Source organism: Vibrio jasicida 090810c (assembly GCF_002887615.1).
GTDB lineage: Bacteria > Pseudomonadota > Gammaproteobacteria > Enterobacterales > Vibrionaceae > Vibrio > Vibrio jasicida.
Genome location: NZ_CP025793.1, coordinates 1,574,244 through 1,590,361 on the forward strand (window position 1 = coordinate 1,574,244; position 16,118 = coordinate 1,590,361).

General features: G+C 45.2%; 5 protein-coding genes and 3 pseudogenes. 5 read left to right on the forward strand and 3 right to left on the reverse strand.

Going from position 1 to position 16,118, the window contains the following annotated elements; genetic code table 11:
- The first annotated feature begins 61 nt into the window (after window positions 1-61).
- Together C1S73_RS24590 and C1S73_RS24595 are read left to right on the forward strand one after the other, a co-directional pair.
- Complete coding sequence (locus tag C1S73_RS24590; protein WP_038873439.1) at window positions 62-733, forward strand: type 1 glutamine amidotransferase domain-containing protein; 672 nt, start codon at window positions 62-64, stop codon at window positions 731-733.
- Between the two features lie 395 nt (window positions 734-1,128).
- Window positions 1,129-2,892 (forward strand): leucine-rich repeat domain-containing protein, encoded by a 1,764-nt coding sequence (locus tag C1S73_RS24595; protein ID WP_038873436.1) that lies wholly within the window; start codon window positions 1,129-1,131, stop codon window positions 2,890-2,892.
- A gap of 45 nt (window positions 2,893-2,937) precedes the next feature.
- Here C1S73_RS24595 and C1S73_RS24600 read toward each other — a convergent pair.
- Window positions 2,938-3,402: pseudogene (locus tag C1S73_RS24600) on the reverse strand (glutathione S-transferase C-terminal domain-containing protein); the annotation flags it as partial.
- Between C1S73_RS24600 and C1S73_RS24605 the strand changes: the two are divergent.
- Window positions 3,395-3,661, forward strand: a pseudogene (locus C1S73_RS24605) (type 2 periplasmic-binding domain-containing protein); the annotation flags it as partial. The pseudogenes C1S73_RS24600 and C1S73_RS24605 sit on opposite strands and share 8 nt — an antisense overlap.
- 9 nt (window positions 3,662-3,670) lie before the next feature.
- On the opposite strand, the pseudogene C1S73_RS24610 reads toward C1S73_RS24605, so the two are convergent.
- Together C1S73_RS24610 and C1S73_RS24615 are read right to left on the reverse strand one after the other, a co-directional pair.
- Window positions 3,671-4,243 (reverse strand): annotated as a pseudogene (locus C1S73_RS24610) (dioxygenase family protein).
- A gap of 583 nt (window positions 4,244-4,826) precedes the next feature.
- Window positions 4,827-13,532 carry a VCBS domain-containing protein gene (locus C1S73_RS24615; RefSeq protein WP_102778989.1) on the reverse strand — a complete coding sequence of 2,902 codons (8,706 nt, stop codon included), beginning with the start codon at window positions 13,530-13,532 and terminating at the stop codon, window positions 4,827-4,829.
- Window positions 13,533-13,902: 370 nt separating this feature from the next.
- On the opposite strand from C1S73_RS24615, the gene C1S73_RS24620 reads away from it, so the two are divergent.
- Together C1S73_RS24620 and C1S73_RS24625 are read left to right on the forward strand one after the other, a co-directional pair.
- On the forward strand, window positions 13,903-15,210 hold the full coding sequence (locus C1S73_RS24620) for a TolC family outer membrane protein (protein ID WP_038873923.1): 1,308 nt from the start codon (window positions 13,903-13,905) through the stop codon (window positions 15,208-15,210).
- Between the two features lie 5 nt (window positions 15,211-15,215).
- Window positions 15,216-15,833, forward strand: a complete 618-nt coding sequence (locus C1S73_RS24625) for an OmpA family protein (RefSeq protein WP_038873926.1) — start codon at window positions 15,216-15,218, stop codon at window positions 15,831-15,833.
- Window positions 15,834-16,118: the final 285 nt, after the last annotated feature.

The following is a 16,118-nucleotide window of genomic DNA, read 5'->3' on the forward strand; positions in this document are numbered from 1 at the left end:
TCTGATTAGCAATTAGTATGAAGGTGCTCAACAAAATACAGCAACCCAAAAGGACCCCATCATGAAGAAAGTACTCATTGTTGTAACGAATCACGCGACACTCGGCGAAACCGATCAAGCAAACGGCACCTACGCACCAGAGCTCACCCATGCACTTGCAGAATTACTTGGTGCGGGCTTCGATTACGACATTGCTTCTATCAAAGGAGGCCAAGCCCCACTGTATGGAACAGACATTGAAGGTGATGCGGTAAACACAAAAATCTTGGCTGATGATGATTTCCAAAACCGTGTCAACAACACGATTCCAGTTTCACAAATCAACGCTGACAACTACGATGCAATCTTCTACCCAGGAGGTTTTGGTCTACTTTCTGACTTAGCGACCAATGAAGATTTCGCACAAATCTCTGCAAAGCATTATGAAGATGGCGGCATCGTTGCAGCCGTTTGTCATGGTCCAGGCGCCCTACTGCCTATCACGCTTAGCAATGGAGAGAAACTGCTTGCGTCTAAATCGGTGACAGGTTTTACCCGTGAAGAAGAAATCGACTTTGGTACCATCAATGATATCCCTTTCCTTTTGGAAGAATCCCTAGCACGTGGCGCGGCACGCTACTCAAAAGTACAGCCGTGGCAAGAGTTTGTGATTGTAGACGAACGTGTGATCACTGGTCAAAACCCAACTAGCGCACACGGTGTAGGGAAAGCAATTGTGGAACTATTGGGGTAATCAAACGATTGTTAAGCAGCGGATATAGAGCGTGGTAGATGCCCTATAGCAACTTCCACGACTTTAATGTTCGCTGCTCAGTACTGCCATAAACCTGTGAAGTATAGTGTTAGACCTGCGAATATAATGGTAGCTGTGCTTCACATGTTTATCCCGATATCAATTCGCCCCTTCCACGCCATAACCACCGACGTCACCTTGATCACCATTCGAAAACTTTAGATGAAAAAGCTAATATTTCCGGTAGTTTACCTACAGTTTTATTTTGAGAAATTGCGTAAACTGCTAAAGATCTATTCAATGTTGCTCTATTCATTGTCGAAACCGTATTCACTAACGGCAAGGCAATTGAGCACCTAAAACTAAAAAGAAAATACTTCGAAAAGGATTCATGTATGAAGGCGTCAGTGGTAAACCGAATCCGGTTATCCGGAAAAATGGTGATGGCAACAAGTGGTTTGGCGTTATCCGGTTTCGCTTATTGTTCCACTCCAGAAACTATTGGAGACATTCAGTTCGTCGACCCAAACTTTGCTGATTGCTTTTCTGGCTACGAAGCGTCTTCACCAAATATTTTGACCGAACTCGACTGCTCCAACAATAACATTAGCTCTGTGGAAGAAATTAAATTTTTCCCTGCACTAGAAGACTTGATTCTCCTAAATAACAATATTAAAAGCGTCGATACTACAAATAATCCAAAGCTCAAACGCCTGATCTTGGCGAACAACCAATTGACAGATATCGACCTCTCTCATAACCCGGAGCTTGAAACTCTGACTGTTTCAGAAAACAACCTGACACAGCTCAACATCAATAAGAACTCGAAGCTGAAAAGTCTCTACGCCTACAAAATGCCTATTGCAGAAATAGACGTTCGCCACCTATCACGGTTGCGTGACCTTGGATTCAGTGCCCATAAACTGACAGAGCTTAACGTTAGCCAAAACTCCGAACTCAAGACGCTCTTTCTTGGAAGTGGCAGCCTAACTACGATCGACTTAAGCCATAACCCAAAGCTTTCACACGTATCTCTTCAATCAAACCAATTGCAAGAGATTGATTTGTCGAAAAACGCGAATCTTAAGCACCTTAACGTGCGCAATAATAAGCTCACCAGTTTGGACTTAAGCCAGCAGACACAGCTGCAAGAAGTTAAAGCAGACTATAACCAGTTAGCTGAATTCCAATTGGGTAAAAACCCAGACTTAACGTCACTAGAGCTAAACAATAATAAATTGACCAAACTGGACCTGACTCAACAACTGGCCTTGAAGAAGTTCACAGCATTCAACAACCCACTTTATGATATTACATTGCCTAAAGGTCATGAGTTTGATCTGTTTTCAGTCGAGGGTTCACCTTATGCCGCCGCTCTAACGACAACCTCTCAAGCAAGCGAAGAGAAAAACATCTCAAACCTACTATCTCCTCGTGTCAGCATCATTGAAGGTGGTGTAATAACGCAAGAGGGAAATGAGTACACCGTGACTCCAACACAAATGGTGATGCCAAAACTCGGCCAATACATTGGCTTTCGATACTCGGTTACGTTGCCCAAGAATGCACAGGGTGAAGTAGAGCCTAGCCTTGCAAAAACCAACAAATTCCCCATTACCGTCCGGATGACTCATCCAAAGATTGTCGATCCTAAAACGGGCAAAGGGTTCACCGAATCCACTTGGCCTGACACCATGTTTAAGCATGATCGTAACCTCGCGATGTGGTATTTCGGCGATAAAAGCGAGCTGGTGTCCGGCCGTTGGAAACTCGAGATACTTTACCGCGATAGCGTGGTAGCAAAAAAAGCCTTCCAGCTAGTCAATATGGATGATCCGAAAGAACTCACTTCAATCAAGGAAGCACTGGTCATGCAAAACTTATTCAGCAAAGGTTCTAGTTATGTTTGTAAAGAAACCGCCTTTCAGCGCTGTTTTGGGTTCGATAGTACTAGTAAATGTGAACAAGCTCTTGAGCCTTATACCAAGAGCTGCCAGTCAGTAATGGCTCAAGAAATCAAAAAACAAAAGGGCAAGTTTGACAGTAAAGACGCTCTGAAAAATGCTTTTCTCTTTTATACAGGGTGTTTAATGGGGAGCTACGCAGAAGAAAATCATTTCGAGCGAACAGAAGTACTTCAATGTATGAAAAGTAAATAAGGTGTTTTTGAATAGAGCCTCCCATCAAGTGAGGCTCTAGTGCCGTTAAGCTTCTACCCCTGCTTCATCTTCTTCTACGATATCCGTTTCTTGGCTCGCCTCTTCCAACCATTGCTGTAAAGCTTCACTTGCTAGCACCTTCTGTTGGTAGGCTTTGGCACCTTCCGATAGCTCTATGCCATAAGTTTGGAAACGCAATGCCACTGGTGCATACATGGCATCGGTGATTGACCATTCTCCAAATAGCCAACCATTCGGATGCAGCTTGGCTTGCTCTGCCCAAATGGCGTCAATGCGTGCAATATCTTTACGTACACCATCCGTTAGATCGACTTTTCTGCGCGCGCGAATGTTCATTGGGAGTTCGTTTCTTAAGTCAAAGAAACCCGAATGCATTTCTGAGGCAATGGCGCGTGCTTTAGCTCGTTCTGCAGACTTACTTGGCCATGCTCTACCTTGCAAGTATTGCTCGTTAACGTATTCCAAAATCGCTAATGAATCCCACACGGAAGCGGTAGACGGATTAACCAAACGTGGCACTCCTTATCAACTACTGGCGTGTTGTAATACAGCCTCGGCAAAACGAGCGATTGTACGTTCGAGCATGGCTATCGGTGCGATGGGCAGTATTAGCGCTAGCGAGGATCTTAAGATCTTAGACGATATGCCATCGCTGCCTTCCGTGGATATAGTGCTGGTCACGGGCGTTGAGCCTCATCCAATACTCGACAAAGAATGCTTGGCGCAATTGGTTGAGTTAATGGCTTAACCGGATTAGCTAGCCAATCACAAAGTTAAATTCACCCGTTAACCGCCCGTCGATTCGTATAGTCTTAAACTGCAGATAATCAAGGGCTTTACGACCCCACCATTCATCACCAGTATTGCCTTTTAAATATAGCTGAGTGGTCAGAAGCTCTTGGTTATCCCGCCACAACTTAACGTGAATGTGCGGCGGACGAGAGGCATAAGTCACAGGATACAAAGTCTGGAATTAGTAGCGACCATCCGATTGAGTCTCTACCGCGCCAAAGCCTACAAAGTGAGCATCAAACTTATCATTATTTGGCTGCTTAGGGTGATCGTAAATCCCCTGCCCATCGCATTGCCAGATTTCTACTTTGATGCCTGAAACTGGGTTTTCCGATCTATCTAAGACTTTGCCTTGCAACACGATAGGTTCACCGACCAAGCCCTCCGATTGGAGAATCAAGTTTTGACGAAGAGGAATGTTCACTACTGGATACAATGGCCCTTCTGTCTGTGCTGGCGTCGACCGCATTGGTGTTTTCGCTTTTAAAGTGGGTGCGAACAACAATGCCCATAGCACTAAAATGTGTCTTCTTTCCATGGTTCCAGCTTTTTCCGTTTATTGTAGTAAGTGTGGCGAAACCTCTTCATTTTTCCAGCTTAAGATAACGTCTGACAGTAGAAACAAAAATGCCCCTGCATTGCGGAGGCATGGATTAAATCGCTAGAGCTCAGAACATATAACGAAACGATTAGACGCTAAATCGGCTGAGCGTATTCTTCTGGTTTTCTGCCATTTCTGCTAACTCTTCGGCTGCATTGAGTGCCAGTAAATACGTTTGGCCGGAGATCTTATCACTCACTTCAATCACGTTGCTGACACTCCGCGAGTATTCTTAAGCGTCTTGAATTACGATAGAAACACCTTCACCTACCAATTGCGAGCGATTCACGTGTTATCGTAAAAGAAGGAACTTAAGACAAGACCCAACACACCTTACTAAAAAACTAAACAATAAAAGTCAAACATTTAATAGTTAACTTGGAGTTTAAAACCTAATAAGAAATATAGATTGAATCAAGAGACTGTAATCAAAATAGACAATGAAAAAATCAAAAAAAGCGGCACCTGAGAAATGTCAGATGCCACTCAAAATGTTGGTTTCTAACTGAATAAGATTACGTTATTCAGAAGTAAAAACATGATGCTGGAACAATTGGTCAACAATTTCATGCGAAGTCGCTGATGCGCCCAGTTCTAGGCCTGACATGTCGAAATGCTCCAGTGCGACCGATGTAGATTGGCCAGTCTCATTAGTAATCGTTAGGTTGAGGGTATCCTGTTCACTATCAAAACTAGCGCTGACGTGATCCAACAAGGCTTCCATGGCCGCCACATCATCATCTGCTGATGAAACAATATCACTCAAGTCTAATTTATCTTCACCGAAATTAAAGTCTTTGATGACATCCATAGATACTTCAGAACTTAAAGACTCATTGGTGAAAGTAAACGTATCGCTCCCTTCACCTCCCGTTAGGATATCATTCCCTAAACCTCCGATGAGAATGTCATTGCCAAGACCACCCACTAAGATGTCATCGCCTGCAGCGCCATTTAAGGTATCTGCACCGTCTTGTCCCAGCATGATATCGTTAGTCTCACTACCATCAAGCAAGTTGGCAAGGTCATTACCCATGACAGCATGACGCTCAGTAGAAGCGACGTCTACACCTGGTTCATTAAGTGTTAGAGTAAAGACGTTATCACTCACCCCGCCTTTTCCATCTGACACTTTAAAGAGAAAGTTCAGATCAACTTGTTGGCTACCTTCTAAGGTAAAGGTATCACTTTGTGTAAAGCTATAACTGCCGTTTGACTCGACCTCTAACAAACCAAATGCCGTTTCAACATGTAAACTCCCATCTACTTGACTCGCCGAAGAAACAAGGTCTTGGTCGACGGTGACATCATGTAAATCAGCACTTAAAAGAGTGAAATCCCCATCAACCAAAGAGACTGTCATGATGTCGCCATCTGCATCTTGGCTTCCTGACAGCAACTCACCAGCAATTGGTTCAGGTGAAAAATGATTTAGGAATTGGCCTAACTGCTCGCCAGAATCGATAAATACAACTTGGTCGCTCAATTCTTCCAGAGCTTGGGCAGCACTTTCATTGTCTGACGTTGCAATACCAATACCATAAACTTTGGCATCATGCGTTTGCTTATAGTCTTCCCATCGTTCATTCAAATCTGGAGCTGCTGTTTCACCTTCTTTAGGGTTTGGTGCGCCGTCAGAGATAAAGAAAATCGTATCCTTACTCTCCGTCGGTTTCTCTGGTCCGAAGAAGTCAAAGCCATCTTGCCATGGGTACACAGCATTGCTTGCATCCCCGGAATCCATCACGGCTTCTAACGCTTTGCTGTAATCGGTGTTGATACCGTAGTCTATATCACACCAGTTGCGGACATATTCTGCCACATCATTTCGATAACTCAGGTCATCAACATTGCGCCCGTTTAACTCCGGTGGACGCGTCATTCGCTCAACGTCATCAAGCGTCAACCAACTTTGTGTTGATGTATCACCATCAAAGCGAACCAAACGAATGTAAGTATTGGATTGCCCACCCTCTTCAATCATGTTTTCAACCATTGAGTGAAGGGCTTCCGCAGCTTTGTAAGCTCTTGATTCTGTCTTGGGTGCAGTAGCCTCACTACCAACGGTATTTTGCCCATCAAATGTGCGAGTCATACTGTTTGATTCATCAAACACAACCGTCACTTTGTTAATCGGCAAGTCTTCCATTTCAGCAAAGCCATGTACTGGCGATGAAGTTGGGGCATGGTTTTCAGTTACATTTAGAGTGACCTGAGTTGTGTCTTTATCCGTACTATCCGTCGCCGTGACTTCCAACTGATAACTATCCTGAACAGAGTGGTCTAGCTTAACTCCGTCTTTAAGCCAAATCTCACCGCTATTTGAATCTACTCGGAACAAATCGGCATCACCGCCACTTAGCTCGTATTTAATCGTATCTGCACCATCAGGGTCGAAAGCTCTAACCTTACCTACCAGCAATCCAGCTTCCTGCTCTGCAACGTTAAATGTTGCATTATCCGCAGTTGGCATACCGCTGACATCGGTTCCATGAGTCTGATCTGCATCAGTATTGCTAATAAACTCAGGAGCGCGATCTCGAATATCGATTGTCACTTCACCAGTCGCTGTATCGCCGTCTGCATCGAGAACGGTGATATTGAATTTTTCTTGTTGATGACCCTTAACATTCGTCGCTTTGTAGTCATAGCGACCATTTTCAAAGTTAAGAGTTAGCGTACCATGCTCTGTGTCGAGCTCTGCTAACGAGTGTAGAGAGATAATTGCCCCATTACTGGCACTTACTGTGCCATCAGCTTTATTGTAATGATAGGTTTCACCATCAACTTCAATTTGATCCACCCATTGGCTATCGCCATTAATATCATCTAGAAGATTGCTCTGAAGCTGCCCTGATACTGTTTTGTTCAGAAGCCCCTCTATTTGTGAGTCATCAGTTACTACCAGTGCAGAGCCTTTATCGGTTGCAACTGGTTCTAGATATTTCATATCCGCACCAGCGCCAATACCAATTGACCAGATGTTCTCTAAAGATGCACCACTCGACCCGATACTGCGCTCCATCGCATTTTCAAGAATGATGCTTTGCTCAGCTTCTGTCGGTTGATCCCAACCATTAGCTAAGTACTCGTAGCGCTGCTCACTTTCAAAATCGTCTGCTGTAGACCACTTCATTAAGCTCTCGCGTAACTCTGCATATGCAGGGTTTGACGTATTTGTCCATGAGTTGAAGTCGCTTGGCGCACCATCCGAAATAAAGTAAAGCTGACGATTGCTAGTGTCATCTGTTTCTTGGCTAAGGTCAGTTAAGGCAGCATTTACCTGGTCAATCGCTTGGCTATATGGCGTCCAGCCACCACGACCAATCGAATCCAAGTAAGCATCAATATCATCTACCGATTCCAGCCATTCAGATGTTTGACCATCTGGATAACCTGAGTGCGTCGCAATCTTAAATCGAACGTCACCAAGATCATCATACTTTTCAAACATGGTCTTAATTGCACTGCGTGCTAGGTCCCAGCGGGTAACTTCAACGCCTTGCTCGTTTTTAACCATGTCATCCCACATTGAACCAGATGCATCTAACGCGATAACAACACTGTTGTTTTGTGGGTCAACATCCATGATTTCATGGTGCTCTGAATTAACTGAAGGTAAAGAGTCAACAACACCAAGGTGCAAAGTTGCATTTTCAACTCGGCCACCCGCATCCACTTGAACGCTAACAGGGATATCTAACGTGTCAGCACCGAGTTCCGAGTGATCTACTGGCTCATATTGCTCGACGGAGTAATGTCCAGTTTTACCATCAATGCTCGCTTCAATGACTTTGACCTTATCATCACCTGAGCCAACATATCCGGTTAAAGTACCGCGATCATCACTCACTTCAAACACAACTGGCTTGCCTTCACTGGTAACGTTCTCCAGATTCTGTTCAGAATCAAATCGGAACTCAGCATCTGGTGCAGAACCAAGGTTGGCAACTAAATCACCTTCAGCATGTACGCCAGAATTCGCACCAACTGCAGACTCATCAAGCGTGATATGCGAATCATCCAATGAAATAGGCTCACCTACTACATGCACTGTTACTTCAGCTTTATCAGTCAGACCATCCGCATCTTCAATGACGTATTCAAATGAGTATTCCTTTATTTCCCCAGTCTTAATCGTGCGCTGATCTTCTGGCAATGATTCAAGATATTTGGCTGCATCAAACACCAATTTGCCATCTACTAGGTTTAGATATTCTGTTTGTGGGTAGTCGATAATAGTCAGTTCATCACCGTCTGGATCGCTATCATTCGATAACACATCCAACTCTAGAATACCAGCTCCTGTTGTTTGATAGTCGTCATCAAAGCTCGTCAAATCGGCAGAAACTTGTGTAACAAAGTACTCCGACCCCTTAGGATCAACCACACCATCTTTGTAACCCACAGCTGACATTTCAATGCTATCGAAATATCGACCGTCCGCATCAATACTTACAACTTGCTTACCATTGCCAGTACCTTCAAATACCCCCGAAGCGACAACCTCACCTTTGTAATAAGCCTTCCAAACACCGCGCTCAACTCCAGGCTCCCAAAAGCTCCAAAGATTGTTAACTTGTACTTCAGCATGATCTGCGACTTGTCCATCAGCGAAAGTGAAACGCATAGCCTCACTGTGTGAAGTGGCATCATCGAACCCAATTTGACCGTCTTTTACCTGATCCGTTCCGCCATCTAAGGAAGAGCTAACCCCAAACTTATGCGTACCACCGTCACCGGTGTAATCCGCCTTGTTAGCGTCACCGATTTTGTTACCAGTGTTGGTATCAACGATGTAGTAATCCACACTAATATCGGCACTGTCGTCCCAGTTCGTGTGATCTAAAACCTTAGTCTCTTTCTCAATACCTTTGTCATCTTCAGCGATTGGAGCTTCGTTAATGTCATTTATCACGACATTGACGTTGGCCGTATCCTTCGCTCCAGACTGGTCTTCAGCTTCTACCAATAGTTGGTAGCTATCCAACGTTTCATAATCAAAGACTACGCCGCTTTTAACGCTTATCTCACCTGTGTGACTGTTTATTTCAAAAAGGTCAGTATGGTTGGTTAACTGATAAGTTACATTGCTACCTTTATCGACATCAAACGCCTCAACCTGCCCAATGACACCAGCAACAGCATTCTCATTAATGCTAAATTGGTAACTATCTGTATCAGCTTTTCCGTCTTCGTCTAGGCCATGGCTATCATTCGTTCCACTAATAAATTCCGGAGCATCGTTGTTACCAGTAATAGTCACAACCACGTCATGAGTCGTGCCGTCCGCAGACGTCAGTGTTATGGTACGAGTCACCGGATCGCTATCAGCGTCTAACGCTTGCACATCTGGGTGACTGTTGTTCAGCTCATACGTCCAGTTACCAGTCTCATCGATAGAGAACGTACCCCAGTTGCCATCTTGAACGGCGGTTTGCGGTTGGAAGACCGCTTCACCTGCATCAGGGTCATCCACGTTTAAGTTGCCGCCAGTGGTCAGCGTTACGTCTTCTTGAACCGCGCCTTCATCATCACCCGGTTGTTCTGGTGTGATGATCGCTTTGTCGTCTGAGCCGGTGATTGTCACAACTATGTCATGAGTCGTGCCGTCCGCTGACGTCACTGTCATGGTACGAATCACCGGATCGCTATCAGCGTCTAACGCTTGCACGTCTGGATGATTATTGTTCAGCTCATAGGTCCAGCTACCCTGTTCATCGATCGAGAAGGTACCCCAATTACCATCTTGAACGTCGGTTTGAGGTTGGAAGACCGCTTCGCCTGCATCTGGATCGTCCACGTTTAGGTTGCCGCCGGTGGTCAGCGTTACGTCCTCTTGAACCGCGCCTTCATCATCACCCGGTTGTTCTGGTGTGATGATCGCTTTGTCGTCTGAGCCTGTGATTGTCACAACCACGTCATGAGTCGTGCCGTCCGCTGACGTCACTGTCATGGTACGAATCACCGGATCGCTATCAGCGTCGAACGCTTGCACGTCTGGATGATTATTGTTCAGCTCATAGGTCCAGCTACCCTGTTCATCGATCGAGAAGGTACCCCAATTACCATCTTGAACGTCAGTTTGAGGTTGGAAGACCGCTTCGCCTGCATCTGGATCGTCCACGTTTAGGTTGCCGCCGGTGGTCAGCGTTACGTCCTCTTGAACCGCGCCTTTATCATCACCCGGTTGTTCTGGTGTGATGATCGCTTTGTCGTCTGAGCCTGTGATTGTCACAACCACGTCATGAGTCGTGCCGTCCGCAGACGTCACTGTCATGGTACGAATAACCGGATCGCTATCAGCGTCTAACGCTTGCACGTCTGGATGATTATTGTTCAGCTCATAGGTCCAGCTACCCTGTTCATCGATCGAGAAGGTACCCCAATTACCATCTTGAACGTCGGTTTGAGGTTGGAAGACCGCTTCGCCTGCATCTGGATCGTCCACGTTTAGGTTGCCGCCGGTGGTCAGCGTTACGTCCTCTTGAACCGCGCCTTTATCATCACCCGGTTGTTCTGGTGTGATGATCGCTTTGTCGTCTGAGCCTGTGATTGTCACAACCACGTCATGAGTCGTGCCGTCCGCAGACGTCACTGTCATGGTACGAATAACCGGATCGCTATCAGCGTCTAACGCTTGCACGTCTGGATGATTATTGTTCAGCTCATAGGTCCAGCTACCCTGTTCATCGATCGAGAAGGTACCCCAATTACCATCTTGAACGTCGGTTTGAGGTTGGAAGACCGCTTCGCCTGCATCTGGATCGTCCACGTTTAGGTTGCCGCCGGTGGTCAGCGTTACGTCCTCTTGAACCGCGCCTTTATCATCACCCGGTTGTTCTGGTGTGATGATCGCTTTGTCGTCTGAGCCTGTGATTGTCACAACCACGTCATGAGTCGTGCCGTCCGCAGACGTCACTGTCATGGTACGAATAACCGGATCGCTATCAGCGTCTAACGCTTGCACGTCTGGATGATTATTGTTCAGCTCATAGGTCCAGCTACCCTGCTCATCGATCGAGAAGGTACCCCAAGTACCATCTTGAACGGCGGTTTGCGGTTGGAAGACCGCTTCACCTGCATCAGGGTCATCCACGTTTAAGTTGCCGCCAGTGGTCAGCGTTACGTCTTCTTGAACCGCGCCTTCATCATCACCCGGTTGTTCTGGTGTGATGATCGCTTTGTCGTCTGAGCCGGTGATTGTCACAACTATGTCATGAGTCGTGCCGTCCGCTGACGTCACTGTCATGGTACGAATCACCGGATCGCTATCAGCGTCTAACGCTTGCACGTCTGGATGATTATTGTTCAGCTCATAGGTCCAGCTACCCTGTTCATCGATCGAGAAGGTACCCCAATTACCATCTTGAACGTCGGTTTGAGGTTGGAAGACCGCTTCGCCTGCATCTGGATCGTCCACGTTTAGGTTGCCGCCGGTGGTCAGCGTTACGTCCTCTTGAACCGCGCCTTTATCATCACCCGGTTGTTCTGGTGTGATGATCGCTTTGTCGTCTGAGCCTGTGATTGTCACAACCACGTCATGAGTCGCGCCGTCCGTAGACGTCACTGTTATGGTGCGAGTCACCGGATCGCTATCAGCGTCTAACGCTTGCACATCTGGGTGACTGTTGTTCAGCTCATACTTCCAGTTACCATCCGTATCGATAGAGAAGGTACCCCAATTGCCGTCTTGAACGTTAGTTTGAGGCTGGAAGGCTGCTTCACCCACATCAGGGTCATCAACATTCAAATTACCGCCAGTGGCTAACGTTACGTCTTCTTGAAGCGCGCCCTTATCGTCACCCGGTTGATCTGGCGTGATAATGGAGTTGTCGTCTGAACCAGTAATAGTGACTACGACGTCATGAGTCGAGCCATCCGCAGACGTCACTGTCATGGTGCGAATCACCGGATCGCTATCAGCGTCTAACGCTTGCACATCTGGGTGACTGTTGTTCAGCTCATACGTCCAGTTACCTTGCTCATCGATAGAGAACGTACCCCAGTTGCCATCTTGAACGTCGGTTTGCGGTTGGAAAACCGCTTCGCCTGCATCAGGGTCATCCACGTTTAAGTTGCCGCCAGTCGTCAGCGTTACGTCTTCTTGAACCGCGCCTTTATCATCACCCAGTTGCTCTGGTGTGATGATCGCTTTGTCGTCTGAGCCTGTGATTGTCACAACCACGTCATGAGTCGTGCCGTCCGCAGACGTCACTGTCATGGTGCGAATCACCGGATCGCTATCAGCGTCTAACGCTTGCACGTCTGGGTGACTGTTGTTCAGCTCATACGTCCATTTACCAGTCTCATCGATAGAGAACGTACCCCAGTTGCCATCTTGAACGTCTGTTTGGGCCTGAAAGACAGCTTCACCTGCATCAGGGTCGTCCACGTTTAGGTTACCGCCAGTGGTCAGCGTTACGTCTTCTTGAACCGCGCCTTTATCGTCATCTAGTTGATCTGGTGTGATAACCGCTTTGTCATCTGAGCCGGTTATCGTCACAACCACGTCATGAGTCGTACCGTCTGCAGATGTTACTGTCATGGTGCGAATAATCGGATCACTATCGGCGTCCAACGCTTGCACGTCTGGGTGGCTGTTGTTCAGCTCGTACGTCCATTTACCAGTCTCATCGATAGAGAACGTACCCCAATTGTCGTCTTGAACGTTGGTTTGCGGTTGGAAGACCGCTTCGCCTGCATCAAGGTCATCCACGTTTAGGTTGCCACCGGTGGTAAGCGTTACGTCTTCTCTTACTGCCCCCACATCGTCACCATCAATTAACGCCGTGGAGTTACTACTATCTATTTCAGTAGAACGATGCACGTCAGGCAAAACATTGATATCGCTCTGCTCACTGTCTAAACCTGAAGTTTCAAAAAACGTACTTGCCAGAACTTCAGCCCCTGTACGTTCAATCGTTCCGGAATTGGTTAAGCTAGAACTTAATTGCTCACCTGCAGCAGTATCGTATTCTTCTCCTAATTCTGTAGGGTCATCACCTTGCGCAACGGCTTTAATTATTTCCTCAACTTCAGGAGATATATCTGAATTTGTACCACTGCGCTCTAATGAGGCATTCGCAGGTAGAGAATCACCATTCAACGTCTCCACGACAATCTCACCCGGAAGTAGGTTCTCCTTAGATTCAACCACTCTAATATGACCATCTTTACCGATTACAACATACTTATCCGTCGTTGAATTTGACTTTCCAACCAAAGTTATTACCCCATTTAACAGATGAAATAACCCCCTCCCCTTGACTAAATCAGGCAATGAGAATTATTTCAGGCAGTGATACATTTAGTTAAAATTTTATCATTATTTGCTCAATGTAAAACATGCACTTTTTCCCACAATAAGTTTCATGTTTTAAAGTGGTTTTATTTCCCCCCAGAAAGTCATATGTTATGCGGCTTATTTTTAGGGACTTTGTTCCAGCGATTAATTTTTTTAAAATGATGGCTTAAATTAACCAAGCCAGATTTGATACAAACGTTTTCTTTAATATATCTGGTTCTTAAATTTTCATTATTGATACAATAAATTAAAGATAATTAGCGTTGCGAATTATTTGGGGAGACTTCTTTTGAAGCTTAGTAGTATTAGTGTTGTTTGTTTTGGTTTGTTAATACCTCTTCATTCCAGTGCACAAACATTAGAGCAAGCCGTAGCGGTTACATTTGCAACCAACCCAGAGATCAAAAGTGCGTTCAATGAATATATGAGTAAACGCTACATCATTGATCAATCCACTGGTGCATACAAACCAACCATCGATTTAGACGCAGGTATCGGTTATGAGGGCATAGATCCAGCGAACTCCGCAGATAGAACCGACATGACCCGTAAAGAAGCTGCAATTACATTTAGCCAGTTGATTTGGGATGGTTCTAAAACTCTTTACGATATCGATCGCACATCAGCAGACGCTGAATCGGTACGTTATCAATTGCTTGCTGACGCTCAAAATATTGCCCTACAAGTTGCTAAAGCGTATCTGGATGTAATTAAGGCACAGCAGTTCATTACTCTTTCAGAAAGCAACTTAAATACGCACGAGCGTATTTATACTGACATCAAAAAACGCACAGAATCAGGAATAGGCTCAGTCGCCGATTTGACTCAAGTTGAAGGTCGCCTAGCAAAAGCTCACAACAATTTACTAGCTGCACAAAATAACTACAAAGATGCGCAAACCACATTTATTCGATTAGTGGGTGAAAACCCTCAGGATCTGATCTTTCCACGCGCAGACCAAAACTTTATTCCCGACTCCTTGGATGAGGCTAAATATCAGGCTTTTGAAAACCACCCAGTAATAAAGATAGCTTTAGCAGATGTCGACTCTGCAAGATTTCAGTACCAGCAAGCAGATGCGAACCACTATCCAGTAGTTTCCGTTGAAGCAGCACAAAACTGGCGTGATGATGCAGGAGGTATTGAAGGTAACAGTTCTGAAACCACTGCTATGCTTCGCGTCCGCTATAACCTATACAATGGCGGCAGAGATTCAGCAAACACTGATAGCATGGCCTACCAGCTCAACAAAGCGAAAGACCTACGTGAACGTGCCTACCGAAGTGTTGAGCAAGAGCTTAGTCTCTCATGGAGTGCTTTAGAATTGACTGGTAAGCAAAAAACCTTTCTAAACCAACATGTTGATTCAATGTCAGACACCGTTGTTGCTTACCAAAAACAGTACCGCATTGGTAAGCGTACATTGCTTGATTTGCTCAATACTGAAAATGAGCTATTTGAATCCCGCAAAAACTACCTCGAAACCAAGTTCGATCAACAATACGCTAAATACCGAACTCTAACTTCTACAGGAAAACTTCTTGATGCATTGCGCGTCGATATTCCGCAAGAATGGACTCAGCCAGTAGAGTACTAAACACAATGAAAAACAATACCTTAATATTTCTAGCTCTATCAACAATGAGCCTAAATAGTGCATTTGCGACTGATAAGTTCGATTACATCCCTACTCCGGAGTACATTCAAGTCGCTGACCTTCATGACGTAGATAACGATGGCGTAATCAATGCTCGTGATCTATGTGCGAATACCCCTGTTGGTGCCGAGGTAGATAATGATGGCTGCGAAACGTACCTAAACAAAGAAGAACAGTATCAACTTAAGATTTTGTTTGCTAATGATTCAGACAGCATTAATCCAGTATTCCAACGTAAGATTACTGAATTAGCAGCGTTCCTTAAGAAGTACCCTGCGACTTCTATCGAAATACAGGGTTATGCAAGTAAAGTTGGTACCGCAGCTTACAACCTTGAGCTATCACGCCGCCGAGCAAGTAACGTACGCAACCTATTAATTAAGCAAGGCATTTCAGAGGAAAGGTTAACTATTGTTGGCTTTGGTGATACCCATTTAGTTCAATTGGGGACAGATGATGTCAGCCACGCTTTGAACCGTCGTGTAACCGCTACCGTCATTGGCCATAAAGGCATGGTTAAAGATGAGTGGACTATATTTACTACCTTTCCTAAGGTAGACTAACATCCCTGCCTCTGGCCAGTTTTCATCAATGGCTAGAGGCATCTCCTTTGTACTCTATAAAACAGATATCAGTACATTTTACTGACTTAAACTAAAGGTAATCACCACCATTCATTTGGAGAATTGAGCTCCGTACGAAATTAAGAACCATCTAATTAATATAGTTGTAACTTACTTTAGGAAATATTATTAACTTATTTAATTATAAAAAATAAAAGCTGTAAGATAAAAATAGTAGTAACATATTTCACTTAAACAAGTGATTGCACTTTTTCGAACGAGTTA